Source organism: Streptomyces sp. NPDC044571, from assembly GCF_040647115.1.
Lineage (GTDB): Bacteria > Actinomycetota > Actinomycetes > Streptomycetales > Streptomycetaceae > Streptomyces.
Window position 1 is genome coordinate 17,682 of sequence record NZ_JBEZBN010000024.1, and the last position, 20,188, is coordinate 37,869.

18 protein-coding genes are annotated in these 20,188 nt (G+C 74.2%); 12 read left to right on the top strand and 6 right to left on the bottom strand.

The window, feature by feature from the left end; all coding sequences use genetic code 11:
* Window positions 1-31: 31 nt before the first annotated feature.
* Window positions 32-1,165 carry an alpha/beta fold hydrolase gene (locus AB0B01_RS15220; RefSeq protein WP_361717957.1) on the top strand — a complete coding sequence of 378 codons (1,134 nt, stop codon included), beginning with the start codon at window positions 32-34 and terminating at the stop codon, window positions 1,163-1,165.
* A 45-nt stretch (window positions 1,166-1,210) separates the two neighbouring features.
* Here AB0B01_RS15220 and AB0B01_RS15225 read toward each other — a convergent pair whose 3' ends face one another.
* Window positions 1,211-2,077 (bottom strand): LysR family transcriptional regulator, encoded by an 867-nt coding sequence (locus AB0B01_RS15225; protein WP_361717959.1) that lies wholly within the window; start codon window positions 2,075-2,077, stop codon window positions 1,211-1,213.
* Between the two features lie 70 nt (window positions 2,078-2,147).
* On the opposite strand from AB0B01_RS15225, the gene AB0B01_RS15230 reads away from it, so the two are divergent.
* Window positions 2,148-2,759 (top strand): short chain dehydrogenase, encoded by a 612-nt coding sequence (locus tag AB0B01_RS15230; protein WP_361717962.1) that lies wholly within the window; start codon window positions 2,148-2,150, stop codon window positions 2,757-2,759.
* A gap of 6 nt (window positions 2,760-2,765) precedes the next feature.
* On the opposite strand, the gene AB0B01_RS15235 is transcribed toward AB0B01_RS15230, so the two are convergent.
* The 3 genes from AB0B01_RS15235 to AB0B01_RS15245 form a co-directional block, all read right to left on the bottom strand.
* A complete protein-coding gene (locus AB0B01_RS15235) occupies window positions 2,766-4,421 on the bottom strand; it encodes an FAD-dependent monooxygenase (RefSeq protein WP_361717964.1) in 1,656 nt (551 codons plus the stop codon).
* A gap of 90 nt (window positions 4,422-4,511) precedes the next feature.
* On the bottom strand, window positions 4,512-5,483 hold the full coding sequence (locus tag AB0B01_RS15240) for a cation diffusion facilitator family transporter (protein ID WP_361718186.1): 972 nt from the start codon (window positions 5,481-5,483) through the stop codon (window positions 4,512-4,514).
* 127 nt (window positions 5,484-5,610) lie between these two features.
* Window positions 5,611-6,102 (bottom strand): GNAT family N-acetyltransferase, encoded by a 492-nt coding sequence (locus AB0B01_RS15245; protein WP_361717967.1) that lies wholly within the window; start codon window positions 6,100-6,102, stop codon window positions 5,611-5,613.
* A 119-nt stretch (window positions 6,103-6,221) separates the two neighbouring features.
* On the opposite strand from AB0B01_RS15245, the gene AB0B01_RS15250 reads away from it, so the two are divergent.
* From AB0B01_RS15250 to AB0B01_RS15295, 10 genes are all read left to right on the top strand, one after another.
* A complete protein-coding gene (locus AB0B01_RS15250; RefSeq protein WP_361717970.1) occupies window positions 6,222-6,962 on the top strand; it encodes an SOS response-associated peptidase in 741 nt (246 codons plus the stop codon).
* A 132-nt stretch (window positions 6,963-7,094) separates the two neighbouring features.
* Window positions 7,095-8,846 (top strand): S8 family serine peptidase, encoded by a 1,752-nt coding sequence (locus AB0B01_RS15255; RefSeq protein WP_361717975.1) that lies wholly within the window; start codon window positions 7,095-7,097, stop codon window positions 8,844-8,846.
* Window positions 8,847-8,862: 16 nt separating this feature from the next.
* Window positions 8,863-9,132, top strand: coding sequence for a hypothetical protein (locus AB0B01_RS15260; RefSeq protein ID WP_361717978.1), 270 nt, complete (start codon window positions 8,863-8,865; stop codon window positions 9,130-9,132).
* 463 nt (window positions 9,133-9,595) lie between these two features.
* The gene (locus AB0B01_RS15265; RefSeq protein WP_361717981.1) at window positions 9,596-10,174 is read left to right on the top strand and encodes a sigma-70 family RNA polymerase sigma factor; all 579 of its coding nucleotides are present in this window, start codon (window positions 9,596-9,598) and stop codon (window positions 10,172-10,174) included.
* Between the two features lie 884 nt (window positions 10,175-11,058).
* Window positions 11,059-11,808, top strand: coding sequence for an IclR family transcriptional regulator C-terminal domain-containing protein (locus AB0B01_RS15270; protein WP_361718189.1), 750 nt, complete (start codon window positions 11,059-11,061; stop codon window positions 11,806-11,808).
* Between the two features lie 177 nt (window positions 11,809-11,985).
* A complete protein-coding gene (locus tag AB0B01_RS15275) occupies window positions 11,986-12,543 on the top strand; it encodes a TetR/AcrR family transcriptional regulator (protein WP_361717984.1) in 558 nt (185 codons plus the stop codon).
* A gap of 221 nt (window positions 12,544-12,764) precedes the next feature.
* The gene (gene pgm, locus AB0B01_RS15280) at window positions 12,765-14,405 is read left to right on the top strand and encodes a phosphoglucomutase (alpha-D-glucose-1,6-bisphosphate-dependent) (protein WP_361717987.1); all 1,641 of its coding nucleotides are present in this window, start codon (window positions 12,765-12,767) and stop codon (window positions 14,403-14,405) included.
* Window positions 14,406-14,556: 151 nt separating this feature from the next.
* A complete protein-coding gene (locus tag AB0B01_RS15285) occupies window positions 14,557-15,801 on the top strand; it encodes a monooxygenase (protein WP_361717990.1) in 1,245 nt (414 codons plus the stop codon).
* On the top strand, window positions 15,794-16,954 hold the full coding sequence (locus tag AB0B01_RS15290; protein ID WP_361717993.1) for a GDSL-type esterase/lipase family protein: 1,161 nt from the start codon (window positions 15,794-15,796) through the stop codon (window positions 16,952-16,954). The genes AB0B01_RS15285 and AB0B01_RS15290 overlap by 8 nt, the downstream gene beginning before the upstream one ends.
* A 130-nt stretch (window positions 16,955-17,084) precedes the next feature.
* On the top strand, window positions 17,085-17,600 hold the full coding sequence (locus tag AB0B01_RS15295; RefSeq protein ID WP_361717996.1) for a histidine phosphatase family protein: 516 nt from the start codon (window positions 17,085-17,087) through the stop codon (window positions 17,598-17,600).
* Between the two features lie 31 nt (window positions 17,601-17,631).
* Here AB0B01_RS15295 and AB0B01_RS15300 read toward each other — a convergent pair whose 3' ends face one another.
* A complete protein-coding gene (locus tag AB0B01_RS15300) occupies window positions 17,632-18,816 on the bottom strand; it encodes an anhydro-N-acetylmuramic acid kinase (RefSeq protein WP_361717999.1) in 1,185 nt (394 codons plus the stop codon).
* The gene (locus AB0B01_RS15305) at window positions 18,813-20,156 is read right to left on the bottom strand and encodes an MFS transporter (protein WP_361718002.1); all 1,344 of its coding nucleotides are present in this window, start codon (window positions 20,154-20,156) and stop codon (window positions 18,813-18,815) included. Before AB0B01_RS15305 ends, AB0B01_RS15300 begins: the two co-directional genes overlap by 4 nt.
* Window positions 20,157-20,188: the final 32 nt, after the last annotated feature.

A 20,188-nucleotide genomic window follows, 5' to 3' on the forward strand; every position in this document is an offset into this window, starting at 1 on the left:
CGGTACCGCGGCCACCTCCAGGATGCCGTCCATGACACATTCCTCCGCACCGGGCCGCCGTTCCTTCGCCAAGGGCGCTCTCGCCGGCGCCGCCGCCCTGTTCCTCACGACCGCCGTCACCGGCTCCGCCGCCGCCTCCGGGCACGGGGGTGCGCCCCTCCTGCGGCTGCCCGCGCCCACCGGCCCGTACCCCGTCGGCGCCCGCGTCCTCCACCTGGTCGACCGCTCCCGCAACGACCCGTGGGACACCGGGATCGGTGTACGGGAGCTCATGGTCACCGTCCTGCGGCCGGCCGTGCCCGCCCGGGGCTTCCCGCGCGTCCCGCAGCTCACGCCCGGCGCCGCCGCGGTGTTCGCCTCCCTCGCCCACCTGGTCCGTCCGCAGCTGCCGGCGACCGGGGTCGACTGGGCGGCCACCCTCACCCACGCCCGGGCCGGCGCCCCGCCCCTGCCCGGCCGGCGCCCCGCACTGCTCTACACCCCTGGCGGCGGCGACGCCCGCACGATGGGCAGCTCACTCGCGATCGACCTCGCCTCGCACGGCTGGACCGTCATCACCGTCGACCACCCCGGGGACGCGAGCGAGGTGGAGTTCCCCGACGCCCGGCCGGAACGCGACCGGATCCGGAGGACCGCCCTGCGTCCGGACCTCGACGCGGCGACCTTCCGCACCATGATCGACACCAGGGTGGCCGATCTCCGCTTCGTCCTCGACACCCTCGGCCTGGACCGGGTCGGGGTCTACGGGCACTCCGCGGGCGGTACCGCGGCCGCACAGGCGCTCCACGAGGACCGGCGGATCGCAGCCGCCGCCAACCTGGAGGGATACCTCGACCAACTGGACGGCGAACTCCTGCCCGTGGCCCGGCGGGGAACGGACCGGCCGCTGCTCCTGGCCGGCACCGACGGCTTCCGCGACGCCCGGCTGGACCGGTCCTGGGCGGCCCTCCTCGCCCACGGGGGCCCGGTCGTCCGGCGGCAGCTCGACCACACCCACCACTGGGCCTTCACCGACTACGCGGCCCTCGTCCCCCAGCTCGAAGAGGCCGGCCTGATGACCGCTGCGGGGCGCGCCGCCATGGTGGGCCCGGCCGACCCCCGGGTCACGGTGCCGACTGTCCGCGACCTCGTGCGGTCGTTCTTCACCCGCCACCTGGCGAGGTGAGCACCTACACGACGTACGGCCGCGCGGCGTGGCGGACAAGACTCCCTAGATGCCGGTGGCCGGGAGGACGCGCCGGGCATGGGCGCGGAAGGCCTCGGTCTGCGGATGCGTCGGGGCCCTGGGGGACAGGAAGTGGACCGTCACCGGGGGGACGCCGGTGAGCGGGAGGTAGCGGACGCCGGGGTACGGGTGGCTGTACCGGGTGGCCTCCGCGGTGACACCCACGGCCTCACCCGTCGCGATGACCGTGAGCCACTCCTCGACGTTCGCCACGGTCAGGGAGGCCGGGCGGCGCTCCTGCGGCCACAGGGCCGTGCTGGTCGTGGCGGCCGACGCGCACAGGACGACCGTACGGTCCGCCAGGTCGGCCGGCGCGACCTCCTCGCGGGCGGCCAGCGGATCGTCCTCGCACAGGGCCGCGATCCGCGGTTCGCGGTACAGCGGCAGCACGGAGAGCGGGAGGTCACCGCTCTCGGGCAGCGTCCGCAGGAACGCGGCGTCGATCTTCCCGCGGCGCAGCGCCGCTCCCGGGTCGTCGAGCCGGTGCACCTCGACCGGGACGTCGGGGCGTTCGCGGCGCCACTCGCGCAGCAGCCCCACCGTGTAGGGGCCGAGGGCCGCCCAGGCGAAGCCGATGCGCAGGGGCCGCGGCCCGGTGGCGGCCTCCGCGAGGGCCTGGTCCACCTGGGAGAGGATGCGGTGCGCGTGCTCCCACAGGCGCCGGCCCTCCGGGGTCAGGGCCAGCCGCCGGGTCGTACGCTCGACCAGCGTGGTGCCCAGGCGGCGCTCCAACTGGTCCAGGGTGCGGGACAGGGCGGGCTGGCTGAGCCGCAGGACATCCGCCGCGCCCGTGATGGTGCCCTCGTCGCCGATCGCGGCGAGGGCTCGCAGGTGCCGTAGCTCCACGTTCATAACCGCCGAGCATAAATGCTGCACGGGCGGCATTTCCCCGGCCCGGCCCGGTGGCCCTAGCGTCGGGGGCATGCGAATCCTTCTCATCGGCGCGGCCGGCAGGCTCGGCACGGCCGTCCACCACGCCCTCACCGCCCGCAACCACACGGTCCTCACCGCCGGACGGTCGAGCGGCGACCTCCGCCACGACATCACCGACCCGGCGCAGATCGCCGCCCTGTACGACGAGGCAGGGCGGGGCGGGCAGCTGGACGCGGTGGCGAACGCCGCGGGCTCGGTGCCCTACAAGCCGGTCGCGGACATGACACCGCAGGACTGGACGGCGGCCTTCGACGGCAAGGTCCTCAGCCAACTGGAGCTGGTACGCCAGGGCCTCGGCCGGATCGCCCCCCGCGGCTCCTTCACCCTCGTCACCGGCGTCCTGGCCCGCAGCCCGATCGTCACGGGCACGGCCGCCTCGATGGCGAACGGCGCGGTGGAGGCGTTCGTCCGCGCGGCCTCCGTCGAAATCGCCCCGCAGCGCATCAACGCGGTCAGCCCGACGGTCTTCACCGAAGCCCTGGACGTCTACGGCGCATCCTTCCCCGGCTTCCCGCCGGTCGGCCTGGCCGCCGTGGCGCAGGCCTACGTACGCGCCATCGAGGGCCCGGAGACGGGCCGGATCCTGGAACTCGGAGACTAGCCGTCCCTACGCCGGCGTCCCGGAAGCCCGGAACACCTGCGCGAGGTGGGCGGTGAGGTCCTGGACCGTCGGGGGACACAGCCGGGCCCCCAGGTAGCCGTCGGGCCGGACCACGAACACCGTCGGCTCCCCGACCTCGTACATCCGGGCGAACTCGCCCCGCGCGTCCCGGTACACCGGCAGCGGAGCCGGCCCGTCCGTGTCCGCCTCCGCGAGGACCGCGCAGGCCTCCACCAGGCCGGGCGCGAAGGTCCGTACGACCTCGGCGAGTTCGGTCAGGGTGCCGTCCGCGAGCGGCCCGGTCCCGTACAGCACCAGCAGGTGCTCGCGGCCGCGCAGCAGGTCGTACAGGCGCAGCGGGTAGGAGGTGATCCGCCCGCCGAGCCCGCCGCAGTCCGGGGCCCGGTCGCCGGCCTGCGGGCCCCGGCCGGCGCCCGCCCGAGACGGCCGCTGCACGATCGGGCTGCCCCGGTATCCGACCAGCAGCTGCGCCTCGCGCAGCGCCGGCGTCACCGGGTCCGACGGATCGGCCAGGATGCCCTCGGCGGCGTGCCGCACGGTGCGGCCGACGACCTCCTCGCCGACCGGCCGGCGCTCGGCGTCGTAACTCGCGAGCAGGCCCGGGCCGGCAGCGCCCTCCAGGGCCGCGGCCAGCTTCCAGGCCAGGTTCCAGGCGTCCTGGATCCCGGTGTTCATGCCCTGTGCGCCGGTCGGCGGGTGGATGTGCGCGGCGTCCCCGGCGACGAAGACCCGCCCGTCGCCGTAGCGGTCCACCAGCCGGTGGCTGATCCGGAACACCGAGGACCACCGCATCGCGGACGCGGTCGTCGGCCGGGGCGAGAGCCGGTCCAGGACGGCCTGGACGTGGACCAGTTCGGGGGCCCGGCCGCCGCTCTCCAGACCGTGGGCCACCCCGTCGCCGGCCGCCGGCGCCGCGGCGGAGAGCTCCGGCGGCACCCTCATCGACATCCGGTAGCGGCCCGTGCCCGGCAGCGGAATGCACACCAGCACGTCGTCGACGGCGCCCGCTGCGGTCCGGTGCACGGCCCGCACCCCGTACCCGTACGGCAGGTCCCAGTCGACCTCCACATCGGCGAGCATGTACTCCTCCGGGAACGCGCCGCCTTCGAAGCCCAGCCCGAGCCCCCTGCGGACGGTGCTGTGCGCACCGTCGCAGCCCACCAGGTACCGGGTCCGCAGTTCCTCCTCCCCGGCCGGGGTGCGCAGCCGGCAGGTCACCCCGTCGGGGTCCTGGGCGAAGGACAGCAGCTCGGTGCCCCGTTCGATCCCCGTGCCGAACCGCCCCAGGCACTCCTCGATGAGGCGCTCGGTCTCGTACTGGGGCAGCGCGGCGAAGCCGTACGGCACCTCCGGCGGCAGCTGCAACCTGACGGGGGGCTGCTCGGCGCCGTTCATGTACATCAGCTGCCCGTGCATCGGGACCGCCAGGTCCAGCGCGGCCCGGACGAAGCCCATCCGGTCCCAGATCTCCAGCGTGCGGGGCTGGATCCCCACGGCCTTGGCGAACGGCAGCCGGGCCGGAAGCCGGTCGATGATCCGGCAGCCGACACCGCGCCGCCGCAGCTCGGCGGCGGCCGTCAGACCGACCGGCCCGGCGCCCGCCACGAGTACGTCCGCGGCCGCTCCCTCGCCGTGCACCATGAACGCCTCCCGGTGGGTCCCCCCGGAACGGGTCCCTCCCATGGTGGCCCGGAGGCCGCCGACCGGCCATCGCGCCTCCCGGGCCGGCGCTCAGGAGGCGTGGTGGGCCAGGGCGGCGTGCGGGTCGCCGTCCTCGGCGGGGTGGTCGATGTGGACGGTGGCGCCCGTCAGCCGCGGAACGGCGTGGATCAGCGCGTGCTCGGCCTCGACGGCCAGCGCGTGCGCCTGGACGACGGTGAGCTGAGGGTCGACGAAGATGTCCGCTTCGGCGCGCAGCGTATGGCCGATCCACCGCATCCGGACCTGCCCGGTGTCGAGCACTCCGCCCACCGCGCGCAGCGCCCGTTCGGCGGTGTCGACCAGGGCGGGGTCGACGGAGTCCATCAGACGCCGGCAGACCTCCCGTGCGGCGTCCCGCAGGACCAGGACGATGGCCGCGGTGATGAGGAGGCCGACGACCGGGTCGGCCGCCTTCCAGCCGAGCGCGGTCCCGCCCGCGCCGAGCAGCACGGCCAGGGAGGTGAATCCGTCGGTGCGGGCGTGGAGGCCGTCTGCGACGAGGGCGGCGGAACCGATCCTGCGGCCCGTGCGGATCCGGTGGCGCGCCACCCACTCGTTGCCGGCGAAGCCGGCCGCCGCGGCCGCCGCGACGGCCCACAGGTGGCTGGGTTCGCGGGGGTTCAGGAGCCGGTCCACGGCCTGCCAGGCCGTCAGCGCGCAGGAGACGGCGATGGTGAGGACGACGGCGACCCCCGCCAGGTCCTCGGCGCGGCCGTAGCCGTAGGTGTACCGGCGGTTCGCCGCCCGCCGGCCGAGGACGAAGGCGATGCCCAGGGGCACGGCGGTCAGCGCGTCGGCGGCGTTGTGGAGGGTGTCGCCCATGAGCGCCACCGACCCGGACACGGCGACGACGGCGGCCTGGACACAGGTGGTCAGACCCAGGACGCCCAGGGAGAGCCACAGGGTCCGCATGCCCTCCCGGGAGGACTCCATCGCCGCGTCGACCTTGTCCGTCACCTCGTGGCGGTGCGGAACGAGCAGGTGCGCGAGCCGGTGCCGGATCAGGTGCGGGATCCGGCGCCGGGCCCGTGCCGCAGGCGCGTCCGCGGGCGGGGGGCCGTGCGGCCGGCCGTGCTCGTGACGGTGACTCACCGTGCCCTCGCTCTCGACGGGAAGGAGGAAGGAGAAGTCAGAGGGGCGCGGAAAGCCGGCGACGGTAACGCGCACCGGGCCGCCCGTCGAGGAGGACGTCCTCGACCACGGTGAACCCGGTACGTGCGAGCACCGCCCGTGACGCCCCGTTGTCGCGGGTGGTGACCGCGGTGAGCACGTCGAGGCCGTACGCCCCGGCGGCCAGTCGGCACACCTCCCGCAACGCCGCTGTCGCCGTGCCGCGGCCCGCGGCGCGCCGGGCCACCCGGTAGCCCAACTCGGCGGCCCCGTCCGCGATGTCCACGAGGTTGACGCGGCCGACCAGGTCGCCGAGGTCGTCCACGATCACGTGGAACCGGCACGCACCGGCGTCCTGCTCCGCGAGCAGGGCCCGGTGACGGGCCGCGAACCCCGCGAAGTACGCGTCCCCGCGATCCGGCACGGACCGCGCGAAGTACTCGCGGTTCTCGGTTTCGAACGCCAGCAGCGCATCGGCATGGTCCGCCCCGAGCCGCTCCAGTCTGACCATGAACGACAGCGTAAGCCGTCCGCCGCCCGCGGTCACCGTGTGCGGCGGACGGCCGCCGCGGGCGACGCGCTGCGCGCGCCTCGGTGCCGGGGGAGCCGCCGGGGTGGCATGGTGGGGGCATGTGCGGCCGTTACGCCTCCAGCCGAGCCCCCGAGGACCTGGCCGGCCTGTTCGAGGCCCGCTGGGATCCGAGCGAGGCGCTCGCGCCGAGTTGGAACGTGGCCCCGACCGACCCCGTCTGGGCCGTCCTCGAACGTCCGGACCGCGACACCCGCGCGGTGCAGCGCCGGCTGCGCACGGTGCGCTGGGGCCTGGTCCCGTCCTGGGCGAAGGATCCGGGAGTCGGCGCCCGCATGATCAACGCCCGGGTCGAGACGGTGCACGAGAAACCGGCCTTCCGCAAGGCGTTCACCAAGCGCCGGTGCCTGCTGCCCGCGGACGGGTTCTACGAATGGCAGTCCGTCCCCGCGACCGCCACGGCGAAGGCGTACAAGCAGCCGTACTTCATCCGCCCCGAGGACGGCACGGTGATGGCGATGGCCGGGCTGTACGAGTTCTGGCGCGACCGGAACGTGCCCGACGAGGACGACCCGGCCGCCTGGCTGACCACGGCCACCGTCATCACCACGGAGGCCGCCGACGCCGCGGGCCGCATCCACCCCCGCATGCCGCTCGCACTCGACCCCGCCGACTACGGGGCCTGGCTCGACCCCGCCCACGAGGACGTCCACGCCCTGCGCGCCCTCCTCCACACCCCCGCCGAGGGCCGCCTGGAGGTACGGGCGGTCTCCACCGCGGTCAACAGCGTCCGCAACAACGGCCCCCACCTCCTCGACGCCGAGGCTCCCACCACGTCCTGACGGTCGGCCGGGCCCGTACGGGGAAGCCGGGGTCCGTCTGGCCGACCCCGCCGTGCGGGCCGGCGGCCCCCGGCCGAGGGTGGAGAGCTGTGGGCCGCACCAGGCCCCCGATGCGCTCCGAGGGGAAGACTCATGGACTACACCAAGCTGGCCCCCGCCCTGGCGGCGACCTACGACCGGTATCAGCAGGCGAACCGCACGAGAGCGCCCCTGCAGCCACACGCCGACCTCCTCGGACTGGTCTCGGTACACGAGGAGGCCAAGCCGGTCCGGGTGATCGTTTCGCTTGAGTGCGAACCCGACGCCGTGCTGGACGGCAGCCTGGGAGACGGGATCGAACTCAACCAGGGCGGACGCAGGGTGCGTACCGCCATCGTCCCGCTGGACGAACTGCAGCGGCTCTCCATGCATCCGGGCATCCGGCGCATCGTCCCCGCCACCCGGCTGCGCCCGTACCTGAACCTCGCACAGGACAAGGTCGAGGTGCCCCAGTTCCGGACGGAACACCACCTCAGTGGCGAGGACGTGGTCATCGGTGTCGTCGACAGCGGTATCGACCCGCTCCACCCGGCCTTCACCGGACGGATCGAGCGGATCTGGGACCAGACGATGCTGGGCGGCACGGGCGTGCCGGAAGGCCGGTACGGCGCGGAGTTCACGAATGCCGGGATGACGATGGCCACCCTGTCCCGGGACACGGACGGCCACGGCACCCACGTCACCGGCATCGCCGCGGGCAGCGAGGGGGTGGCCCCGAGAGCGCGCATCGTCATGGTCAAGACCGACTTCCAGGACGCGCACATCATCGACGGCATCCAGTACGTCTTCCGGGTGGCGCGCGACCTCGGCCTGCCGGCGGTGGTCAATCTCAGCCTCGGCGGGCACTTCGACGCCCACGACGGCACCGACCCGATGTCCCTCGCCATCGAGGAGGAATCGGGTCCGGGCCGGATCGTGTGCTGCGCGGCGGGCAACGAGGGCGACGACGACCTCCACGCGCGGTTCCAGGTCAAGGAAGGCGCGGTCCGCTCGATCCCCTGCCACCCGGGCAGCCTGGCGGGCGCCTCCGACGTGTTCTGGATCAACGGCTGGTACCCGGGCGGCGACCGGCTCGACATCGCCATGGCCTCGCCCTCGGGAGCCACGACCGCGTTCCAGCCCGTGAAGACCTCCGGCTCGCCCGTGCACACCTTCGACCTGCCGGAAGGCAGGGTCCAGATCGTCACGCCCGGTCCCGACCCGGCCAACCACGACCACAACTTCGTCGCCGTCGTCGAGCCGACGGGCCCCGCAGCGGGTCCCTGGCGGCTGCTGCTGCGTACGGCGTCCGGCACCGGCGGGCCGGTCGAGGTGGACGCATGGATCCTCGGCCGCCCCGAGGCCCGCACACAGCCGCAGTTCAGCGGGCCCGCCGTGCACGACGCCATCAAGATCGGTTCGCCCGGCTGCGCCGCCGCAGCGATCACCGTCGCCGCCTTCACCACGCGCAAGGAGTGGCGCAACGTCGACGGCGACGACGTCGAGATGCCGGGGCTGGTCCTCGACGACATCGCGAGCTTCAGCAGCGAGGGACCCCTGCGCAGCGGTGCGCCGAAGCCGGACATCACCGCCCCCGGCGCGATGATCATCTCGGCCCTGTCGAGGGACGCCCGCGACCTTCCCCGCGCCTTCATCACCGGCCCCGGCCATGTGGCCCTCCAGGGCACCAGCATGGCCACGCCCTTCATCGCGGGTGTGGCCGCACTCCTGCTGCAACGCGACCCGGGCTGCGATCCCCGGAAGTTCCTTGACCTGCTGCGGTCGAACGCCGCCATTCCCGGCGGCACACCCGGAGCCTTCCACCCCAAGTGGGGCCACGGCCTCCTCAAGGCCACCCACCTGTGACGATCGGCGGACCGCCATGGACTACGGGAAACTCGACGCCTCCCTCGCGATGGCCGTCGACGCCGAGGGCCGGGATGCGCAGGTGCGCGAACTCCCGGTGTCCGTACGCCTGACCGGACCGCTCTCGGAAGCGCAGCGGGAGCAGCTGCGGGGATGCGGCGTCGACGGCGACGACGCCGGCCGTACCATCCTGACCGCCACGCTCTCCCGCCGGGACGTCGAAATCCTCGCCGACCAGCCCTGGGTGCTCTTCCTCACCCTGTCCGCGCAGCGGCGCCCGCTGTAGCAGCAGCCGTGCCGACCGGGCGGCCCGCCCGGTCGGCACGCGCATGCCCGGGTGGCGGCCGGGCCTGCGCCGAGCGGGCCGGCAAGAGGGCGTACGCGGGCGCGGTGCGCCGGGACGGCAGAGGGCGTACGCGGGTGTGAAAGGGCGCGCGGGGAGGCCCATGCGCCAGCTGCCCGGAAATTTTGCGGGACCGGCGTGCACAAACGGGCGCCTTCTCCGATGGGGTGAGAAGCAGGGGAACCCTCGGTGATGCGCGGCTGCCGGACCGGGGGCAGGCCCAGCCCTCACCCGCACATCTCACCGGAAGGCCTCGCACCCACGTGAACGCTGTCGAGAGAGTCGCCCCTGTGCTGTTAGCCGCCACCGCGGTCCAGGTCCAGGTCCAGGCCCCGGTTCAGGGCCAGGCACACGCCACGGTCCACGCCGCGCCCCGGGCCGGCGGCGCCCAGCCCCGGGGGAAGGCATGAACGAGGGCGATTTCGACCCATCGGGCGACCGGGCGGTCTCCAGTGAACTGGCGGGAGTCCTGCCGGTGGACTTCACGGCGTTCCACTCCCAGCACCACCGTGCCTACCTGCGCTACGCCCACCTCCAGCTCGGTGCCGCCAGGGACGCCGAGGACGTCGTCGACGACGCCTTCACCTTCCTCCTGAAGGTCTGGTCGCACGCCCTCAGCCAAGCCAGCCTGAACGGCTTCGCGTGGGCGGTCCTGCGCGAGCACGTCGAACGGCGCCTCACCGCCCTCAGCCGGCCCGTGGCCATGGTGGAGACGGCCTGGTTCGCGGCCCTGCGCCGCTCCTCGCGGGAACGGCTGGAACTGCTGGAGTCCAAGCTCGGCCTGTACGCGGCGATCTCGGAACTGTCCGAGCGCCACTACGACGTGGTGTTGCTGACCTTCCTGCTGGGCAACGACTACGACACCGTCGCCCGGATGATGGGCATCTCCCCCGCCACGGTCCGCTCGCACATCCGCGGCGCACGCCGGATCCTCTCCCGAAAACTCGGCGTGGCCTGGGCTCCCGGAGAGGAGAAGGACCAGTGAGCGACATGACACGCGATCGCGACGCCGTGCCGTTCGATCTGGACACCGCGCTGAAGGAGGCACAGGTGCTGTCGGAGGAGTTCGCCGGGTACGACGAGTACGCTGCCCGGCGCCGGATCGCCCGCCGCGTCGCTGCCGACCGCTCCCGGGCCGAGGGCCGCGGCGGGGCGCAGGGGATGGCCGACCACCTCGTCATGGACGCCTCCTGCCACGTACGGGCCGCCTGTGCGCTGGACGCCGTGACCGGCCACCTGGTGGAGAGCAGGGCCTTCGCCGAACTCGCCCTGGAGCGGCAGGCCTGGCCCCACAGCCCGTGGTCGGCCCTGATGTTCGGGTGCCTGCTGCACCTGGCCGGGCGTATGGACGGCGCACAGTTCTGGTTCCAGTACGCGGCCGGCGCCGGATCCCGCGCCGCCGCCCAGTGCCTCTACCTCCACCACCTGGCCCGCGCCGAGGTCACCACGGCTCGCCACTGGAAGCGCCAGGTGCAGAGCCTGCCCGCGGACGACGGCCTGCCCGCCCTGCCGGCGATCCCGGACAACCTCGAAGGGGCCCTGGCGGCTTCGGTCATCTGGACCTCCCCGCCCATCACCACCCAGGACCTCACCGCCCTCACCGCGCCCGGTTGTCTGGGCGGCGCCCGCTACCGGCTCGCCCCCCGGCTGCGCAGGGCCGTCGCCTCGCTCGTCCCGCGGGAGGACCCGGACCTGGGGGAGGTCTTCACCCCCGGCCCCCAGTTAGCTGCCGCCATCGCCCGCCACGCGCAGCTCGGCGGCGCGCACCTGGCGGACGAGGCGAACGGCTCCACCTCCCCGGCCCCCGGGCCGACCCACCCCCGTCCCACCGACTGCCGCACCCCCCGGCCCCGGCCGGCCTCGGGCGCCCTGGAGTCCGTACACCAGGCCCTGCGCGTCCTGGAGCTCGTCAACCGGTACTCCGGCGGCGTGAGCCTCACGCAGATCGCCCGCCGGACCGGGCTGCCCCAACTCGTCCTGGCACGGGTGATGGAGCGGCTGGTACGGGCGAACCTGGCCCGCCCGGCCGGTCCCGGCGCCTACGTCGCGGGCACGGCCCTGGCACTGACCGCGGGCGCCGGGGACGACGGCCCGGGCCGGCTGCGGCAGGCCCTGGCCTGGGTGCGGGACGCGGTCGGCGCCGCGGTCTACGTCGCCCGCTACACGGACGGCGAGGTCGCCATCACCCAGTACGCGGATTCCCCCACCGCGCCGCTCGTCGAGGAATGGGTGGACTTCCGCGCGGCCGCGCACGCCTCCGCGGTCGGCAAGGCTCTGCTGACACAGCTGGAGGACGGGGACCGCAGGGACCACCTGGCGCGGCACCGGATGGAGCGGTTCACCCCCCACACCCTCACCAGCGAACGGGCCCTGTTCCACCAGCTCGACGTGCGCCTGCCCAACGCTCCGCTCCTCGACCTCCAGGAGTACGCCATCGGCACGGTGTGCGCGGCGGTGCCCATCACGGCGGGCCCGAACGCGGAGTGTGTCGCCCTGTCGATGCCCGCCCCGGACCCGCACCGCCTGAAGCAGGCCGCCCGCATCCTGCAGAGCGAAGCGGCCGCCGTCCTCCTCGCGCTCATCGTCACCGGGGGCAGCGTCCTGACCCCGACGGCGTAGCGCGACCTCGGCTGCGCAGGGGGCCGTCGCCGCCACGGCGTGCGACGGCCCACCGCACACGGAGCGGGCAGCGCCTCTCCGGAGGACGAGGCACCCTGTCTGTACGGTGCCGTACGGATCCGGGCGGCTGCATCTGTACGATTCCGTACGGATGTGAGCTGCGAGGGGAGACGCACCATGGCCGTGGCCCGTACGCCGCGTGCGAAGTGGATCGAGGAGGGCCTGCGCGCGCTCGCCGAGGGCGGCCCCGAGGCCGTCCGGATCGAGGTCCTCGCGCAGGCACTGGGCGTCAGCAAGGGCGGCTTCTACGGGTACTTCGGCAACCGGGGTGCCCTGCTCACCGAAATGCTCGACGCCTGGGAACACGAGGTCACCGAGGCCGTGATCGAGCGCGTCGAGAGCGGCGGCGGAGACGCCAGGGCCAAACTGGAGCGGCTCATCCGGATCGCCTCGTCCGGCGGCGGGCCGATCACCGGCATCACCGCCGACCTGGCCGTCCGCGACTGGGCCCGGCGCGACGAGGGCGTCGCGGAGCGGCTCCGGCGCGTGGACAACCGGCGCATGGAGTACCTGCGCTCGCTGTTCCGCACCTTCTGCGCGGACGAGGACGACGTGGAAGTGCGCTGCATGCTCGCCGTCTCCCTGCGCATCGGCAACCACTTCGTGGCCGCGGACCACGGAACCCGCAGCCGCGCCGAGGTCCTGGAACTGACCCGCGGCTGGCTCCTGCGCTGAGGCCCGCGGACGTCGGCGTCCCGGCGGGCCGCACGCCGGCCTGCGCAGCAGGACCGCGCCGACGCCCTCCACCGCCGCGGTCGGCGCACACCGCGTACACCGCGTACGGCGAAGCGGAAGGATCTTCTCACGCACCCACGGGTGGGGTGCCGGTGCGGCGCGGACGGCGGGACGACACAATGACCTGGTTGATCTCTTCGACCTCACGGAGGAGCCGGCGGATGCCGAACGAACGAGCGGGACAGCAGGCGCGCCCGGACGATCTGATCGATGTCGCCCGGCTCGTGACCGCGTACTACGCCTTGCACCCCGACCCGGCGGACCCCGCCCAGCGCGTCGCCTTCGGCACCTCGGGGCACCGCGGGTCCTCCCTGGCCACCGCCTTCAACGAGGACCACATCGCGGCGACCAGCCAGGCGATCTGCGAGTACCGGGCCCAGCAGGGGACCGACGGCCCGCTGTTCCTGGGCGTGGACACCCACGCGCTCTCCGAACCCGCCCGGGTGACCGCCCTGGAGGTCTTCGCGGCCAACGGGGTCACCGTGCTGGTGGACTCGGCCCAGGGCTACACCCCCACGCCCGCGGTCTCGCACGCCATCCTCGCGCACAACCGCGGCCGCACCTCGGCACGCGCGGACGGTGTGGTGGTCACCCCCTCGCACAACCCGCCGGCGGACGGCGGTTTCAAGTACAACCCGCCCCACGGCGGCCCCGCGGGCTCCGAGGCGACCGGCTGGATCCAGGAGCGCGCCAACGAGATCATCACGGGCGGGCTGAAGGACGTACGGCGGCTGCCGTACACGCGGGCGATGGCGGCGCCGACCACGGGGACGTACGACTTCCTCGGCAGCTATGTGCGCGACCTGCCGTCCGTGCTCGACCTGGACGCCGTACGCGCCGCAGGTGTGCGCATCGGGGTCGATCCGCTCGGCGGGGCCTCCGTGGCCTACTGGGGGCGCATCGCCGAGGAGCACCGCCTCGACCTGACCGTGGTCAACCCGCACACCGACCCCACCTGGAGGTTCATGACCCTGGACTGGGACGGCAAGATCCGGATGGACTGCTCCTCCCCGTACGCGATGGCCTCGCTGATCGAGGGCCGCGACCGCTTCCGGATCGCCACCGGCAACGACGCGGACGCCGACCGGCACGGCATCGTGACCCCGGACGGCGGCTTGATGAACCCGAACCACTACCTGGCCACCGCCATCGACTACCTCTACCGGCACCGCGACCGGTGGCCGGCCGGTGCGGGGGTCGGCAAGACGCTGGTGTCGTCGGGAATGATCGACCGGGTGGCCGCCGACCTCGGCCGCGAACTGGTGGAGGTTCCGGTCGGTTTCAAGTGGTTCGTGGACGGGCTGGCCGCCGGCACCCTCGGCTTCGGTGGCGAGGAGTCCGCCGGGGCCTCGTTCCTGCGCCGCGACGGCTCGGTCTGGACCACCGACAAGGACGGCATCCTCCTCGCCCTGCTGGCCTCGGAGATGACGGCCGTGACCGGGCAGACCCCGAGCGAACGGTACGCCGGCCTCACGGCCCGCTTCGGCGAACCGGCGTACGCCCGCGTCGACGCCCCGGCCACCCGGGAGGAGAAGGCCGTCCTCGCCCGCCTCTCGTCCGAGCAGGTCACGGCCGACACCCTGGCGGGCGAGGCGGTCACCGCGGTGCTGACGGAGGCCCCCGGGAACGGCGCCGCCATCGGGGGCATCAAGGTGGCCACCGAGAACGCCTGGTTCGCCGCGCGCCCCTCGGGCACGGAGGACGTCTACAAGATCTACGCCGAGTCCTTCCTCGGCCCCGAGCACCTGAGCCGGGTCCAGGAGGAGGCCCAGGGCGTCGTATCGGCCGCGCTGACGGCCTGACGGGCTGACGAGTTGACGGGCCTGACGGGCAGCCGGTCGGGCCCGGCTCCCTTGCCGAATCCCCCCTGCCTGCCGGAGAGTCCCCGTAAGCGGCCCCCTCCGATCGCGGCAGGGGACCGGAGCGGGGGACCGGCGAGTCGAGGGAGCAGCCATGCAAGGCGGTACGGTCGCGGTGGTCGGCGGGAGCATTGCCGGATGTGCGTTCGCCTCGGCGGCGGCGCGCGCGGGCGCGGACGAGGTGGTGGTGCTGGAGCGCACCCGCGGGCGGCTCGCCGACCGGGGACTGGGGCTGTGCGTCCACGACGAGCGGGCCGCCGAACTCGCCGCGACCGGCGCCCTGCCCGCGGGTATCGCCGCCCACCGGCTGACCCGGCGCCGGTGGGTGGTCCGCGACGACGCCGCCGGCCCGGACGGGCGGACGTTCTGGGAGCAGCCCTTCCCCTTCCACTCGTACCACTGGGGGCTGCTCTGGCGCGGGTTACGGGAGGCGACGCCCGCGTCGGTCGTCTACCGCCAGGGCGTGACGGTGACCGGGGCGGCCGCCGTCGGCGACCGTGCCGAGCTGCGCCTCGCGGACGGGGTGGCCGAGCAGTACGACCTGGCCGTCGGCGCCGACGGGTACCGCTCGGTCGTACGGGAGACGGTCTGCCGCACCTCGCGCCCCGAGTACGCCGGGTACGTCTGCTGGCGCGGGAACTTCGACGCCCGGCGGCTGGCGGAGACCGGCGGGACGGGTTTCCCCGGCGACGCGGTGACCACCGTCTGCTTCCCGGGCGGCAGTTGCGTCATCTACCGGATCCCCGGACCGGACGGCCCCCGGGTGAACTGGGTCCTGTACGCGATGCCCCCGCAGACCGGGCGGCTGCGGCTGGACGATCCCACCAGCTTCCCGCCCGGCCAGGTGACGGCCGAACTCGCCGGTGCGCTGGCCGAGTTGCTGGACCGCAGGTTCCCGCCGTACTGGGCCCGCGTCATCGCGTTGACGGATGCGGAGCACACCTACGTCCAGCCCATCTACGACCTGGAGAGCGCGCACACCACGGCCGGACGCTTCCTGCTGGCGGGTGACGCGGCCGTCGTGGCGCGCCCGCACACCACCAGCGGGGCGGCCAAGGCCCTCCAGGACGCCAGTGCCTTCGAGGCCGCCTGGCGGGCAGCGGCCTGTTGGGACGAGCTGCTGAACGCCTACCGGACGGCACGGGCCACCGCGGGACGGGAGCTCGTCGCCCTGGCCCGCAGGCTCGGCCGGGCCCAGGTGGAGCGGACACCCGCCTGGGCCGCGATGAACGCCCGGCAGGCACAGGCGTGGTGGCAGGACCAACTCGCGGAGGCGGCAGACATCGGCGGCCAGTCCATGACCGCACCGAGGCCGCACGTAAGGTCGTCACGTGACTGACTGGATCACCACCCCCATCGACACCCGCATCCTGCACGGTGCGCTCGACCTGGAGCGCACGGAGCACGGACTGCTGCCGCACCGGCTGCCCGCCCGGGCCCGACGCCAGTTCCCCGACGCCCAGCTGGCCATGGTCGAGTCCCAACCCTCCGGTGTGCGGCTGTCCTTCCGGAGCCGGGCCACCGCAGTCGAGCTGGACGTGCTCCCGACGAAGACGCTCTACCAGGGGATGGCGGCCCCCGTGGACGGGGTCTACGACCTCCTGGTCGACGGCCTGCCGGCCGGACAGGCCCGGGTGTCCGGCGGCAACACCCGCACGCTCGACATGGCCACCGGGGCGGCGGAGGTACGGCCCGGCCCGGCCGGCACCGTCCGCTTCACCGGCCTGTCCGGGGAGCTGAAGGAGCTCCAGATCTGGCTGCCGCACGGGGAGACCACGGAGCTCATCGCCCTGCGCACCGACGCCCCGGTCGAGGCCGTCCCGACCGCGGGCCGCCGGGTGTGGCTGCACCACGGCAGTTCGATCAGCCATGGCTCCGCGGCCGAGAGCCCGACGGCGACCTGGCCGGCGCTGGCCGCGATCCGGGCCGGGGTGGAGCTGATCAACCTGGGCCTGGGCGGCAACGCCCTGCTCGACCCGTTCACGGCGCGCGCGATGCGGGACACCGCAGCGGACGTGTTGAGCGTCAAGATCGGCATCAACCTGGTCAACACCGACCTGATGCGACGGCGCGCCTTCGCCCCGGCGGTGCACGGCTTCCTCGACACCCTCCGCGACGGACATCCGACCGCACCGCTGCTGGTCGTCTCCCCCGTCCTGTGCCCCCTGCACGAGGAGACCCCGGGGCCCCTCGCGCCGGACTTCTCGGACGGGGGGCTGCGGTTCCGGGCCCTCGGTGACGCGTCGGACCGCACCCGGCTCACCCTCACCGTCATCCGGGACGAGCTCGCGCGCATCACGGAGCAGCGGGCGGCCGAGGACCCCCACCTGTACTACCTGGACGGCCGTTCGCTCTACGGGGAGCGGGACTTCGCCGAGGTGCCGCTGCCCGACGGCCTGCACCCGGACTCGGCCGGCCACCGCCTGATCGGCGAGCGCTTCCTGGAACAGGTATTCGGCGACGGCGGTCCGTTCGCCGTCAAGGGCGCCTGACGCCGCTCGGGGCAGGAGCCAGGGCCCGAACGAAGCGCCGACGGTGCTCGTACTTTGTTCAATGCCGCGTTGGCCGTGCGGACGGCGGGCAGGCGTGCCACCGTGGGAAGAGTCGTGAGAGGGGTGGATCATGCCCGAAGCCGAGCGCCGGATCGTCCTGGTCCGGCACGCGAAGGCCGTACCCAAGGACGCCGCCGAGGACTTCGACCGCGGTCTCGCGGACCGGGGCCGCCACGACGCGCCCAAGGCCGGCGCATGGCTGGCGCAGTCGGGCTTCGCCGTCGACCTGGCCCTGTGCTCCTCGGCCCGCCGCACCCGCCAGACCTGGCAGTTGATGCAGGCGCACTGGCCCACGCCACCGCCGACGCGCTACGAGGACAGGCTCTACGACGCCGACGCCGACGGCCTGCTGGACGTCGTACGGGAGAGCACCGACGACCTGACCGGCCTGCTGCTGGTGGGTCACAACCCCGCCATCCACCAGCTGGCGGACGGCCTGTGCGGCGGCGGCCCCAAGGACCGGGTGCGCGTCCTGCGCACGTCGTTCCCCACCGCGTCCGTCGCCGTGCTGACGGTGACCGGAGCCTGGCGGGACCTCGACCGGGAGGCCGCACAGCTCGCGGAACTCTGGACGCCGGGCCACTGAGCGCAGGGCGTCCGGAGGGCCCCGCCGCACGTCAGGCCGGGGCCGCCCGTACGGCCAGCCTGTGCGGCACGCGGACCGGACGCTCCGGCAGGCGCAGCGGGCGGCTGCCGGGCGTGAGGGAGCCGAGGATCCGCGGTCCCGCCGCACCGGTGCACGCCGGGGCGTTCCCCGGGAGGCCGTGCAGGGTGAGGTGGCCCAGCACGGCGAAGGCGTAGGCCTCCTTCGCCTCGGCGGGCAGCCCCAACTCGTGCGACCCCCGCACCACGGCGGTGCCCGCCACCTCCTCGCCCAGCATCGCCATCAGTGCCGGATTGCGGACGCCGCCGCCCGAGGCGAAGACCTCCGTCACCCCGTACGGGAGCACCGCCGCGGCCACGGTCCGCGCGGTCAGCCGGGTCAGCGTGGCGATCAGGTCCTGGGGCCGCAGCTCACGGAACCCCGCCAGCCGCTCGTGCAGATAGCCCGTGTGGAACAGTTCCTTGCCCGTCGTCCGGGGAACGGGCATCCGGTAGTACGGATCCGCCAGCAGCCGCTCCAGCAGCGCCTCCTCGACCTGCCCGGCGGCGGCCAGGGCGCCGTCCTCGTCGTACGCGCGGCGCCCGCCGGTCAGTTCCCGCACCGCGGCATCGATCAGCGCGTTGCCCGGACCGGTGTCGAAGGCGACCGGAGCACCGCCGCCCGCCACGGTGACGTTGGCGATCCCCCCGATGTTGAGGGCGGCCGGAACGCCGGGACGCCCCCGCAGCAACATCAGGTCGACCAGGCTGACCAGCGGTGCGCCCTGCCCGCCCGCGGTGACGTCGCGCGGCCGGAAGCCGGACACCACCGGGCAGCCGGTGTGCTCGGCGATCCATGCCGGCTCGCCCAGTTGGAGCGTGCCGTGCACCCGGCCGCCCTCGACCCAGTGGTACACCGTCTGCCCGTGCGAGGCCACCAACTCGGCCCGCCCCGCGCACAGTTCCCGGTCGGCGCGGGCGGCCACGGCCGCAAAGGCCTGTCCGATCCGGGTGTCGAGGCGGCACACGTCGGCCAGGGTGGTGGCGGCGGGCGGCAGGGCCGCGGCGAGAGCCGCCCGTACGTCCTGCGGGTAGGGCTCGCTGACCATGCCCAGCGGGGTCAGGTGGAGCGTGCCGTCCTCGGCGGACAGATCGAGATCGGCGGCCGCGGCGTCGACGGCGTCGTACGAGGTCCCGGACATCAGACCGATCACTCTCATCGCAACGGCTCCCGGTGGTCGTGGCCGCCCAGGGTGAGCAGCGCGAGACAGCTGACGGCGCAGGCGCCGGCGGCGTAGTACGCCGGAATGCCGGTGTTTCCCGTCCGGGCGGTCAACGCGGTGATGACGAGTCCGGCGCAGCCGGAGAACACCGCGTTGGCCAGGGCGTAGGCCACTCCGAGCCCGGTGCAGCGGACCCGCCGGGGGAACATCTCCGCCAGCATCGCAGGGCCCGGCCCGGCCATCAGGCCGACCACCGCGCCCGCGAGCAGGACCGCCCCGGCCCGCAGCCAGGGGGACCCGCCGGGGGACCGGATCAGCTGGAGCAGCGGGAAGGCGAGCACGACCACGCAGAGCGCCCCGCCCAGCATCACCGGGCGCCGCCCGATCCGGTCGCTCAGCATCCCGGCGGGCAGGATCGAAGCCGCGAACCCCAGCTGGGCGACGGCCGTGACCAGCAGGGCCTCCCGCACGGAGGTGCCCAGCGTGGCCTGCAGGTACGACGGCAGGACCACGAGGAAGGTGTACCCGGCCGCACACCAGCCCATGACCCGCCCGATCCCGAGCACGACGGCCCGGCCGAGCTCGCCGGGCCGGTTCGGCTCGGCAGGATCCGGCGGTGGGGGAGCGGCCCGGGGGGCGGCCGGGGAGGCACCACCGGCAGAAGCCGCGGGCGGCTCCTCCAGCGCCGTACGCAGCCACAGCGCCACCGCGCCGAGTGGCAGGGCCAGCAGGAACGGGATCCGCCATCCCCATGCGTGCAGCGCCCCGGCGGGCAGCACCGAGGCCAGGCAGGCGGCCGTGCCGGCCCCGGTGAGCAGCCCGAGAGCGACGGTGAACGACTGCCACGCACCGTAGAGGCCCCGCCGTCCCACCGGTGCGTACTCCGTCATCAGGGAGACGGCGCCGCCGAATTCACCGCCCGCCGAGAGCCCTTGCAGGATCCGCAGGAGGGTCAGCAGCCAGGGGGCGGCCGCGCCGATGGCAGCGCGGGTGGGCAGGAGCCCGATCATCGTCGTGGCGAACGTCATCAGGCCGACCACCAGGACGAGGGTGGCCCGTCGCCCAAACCGGTCGCCGAGCCGCCCGAACACCACGGCGCCCAGCGGCCGGAAGAAGAACGCGAGCGCGAACGAGGCGTACGTCGCCACGAGCGCCTCGGCCCCGGGCGCCGCGCCGGAACCGGCAGGGGTGAAGAAGTTGGCGGCGATGACCGTGGCGAAGCAGCCGTAGACGCCGAACTCGTACCACTCGACGAGGTTGCCGACCGAGCCGGCGAGCAGCGCCCGGCGGGAAGCGGCGCGGTTTCCCGCCGGGGCGCGCAGGACGTCAGGTCTCACCCGTGCTCAGTGCCCGCCCGGCGGGCCGGCGA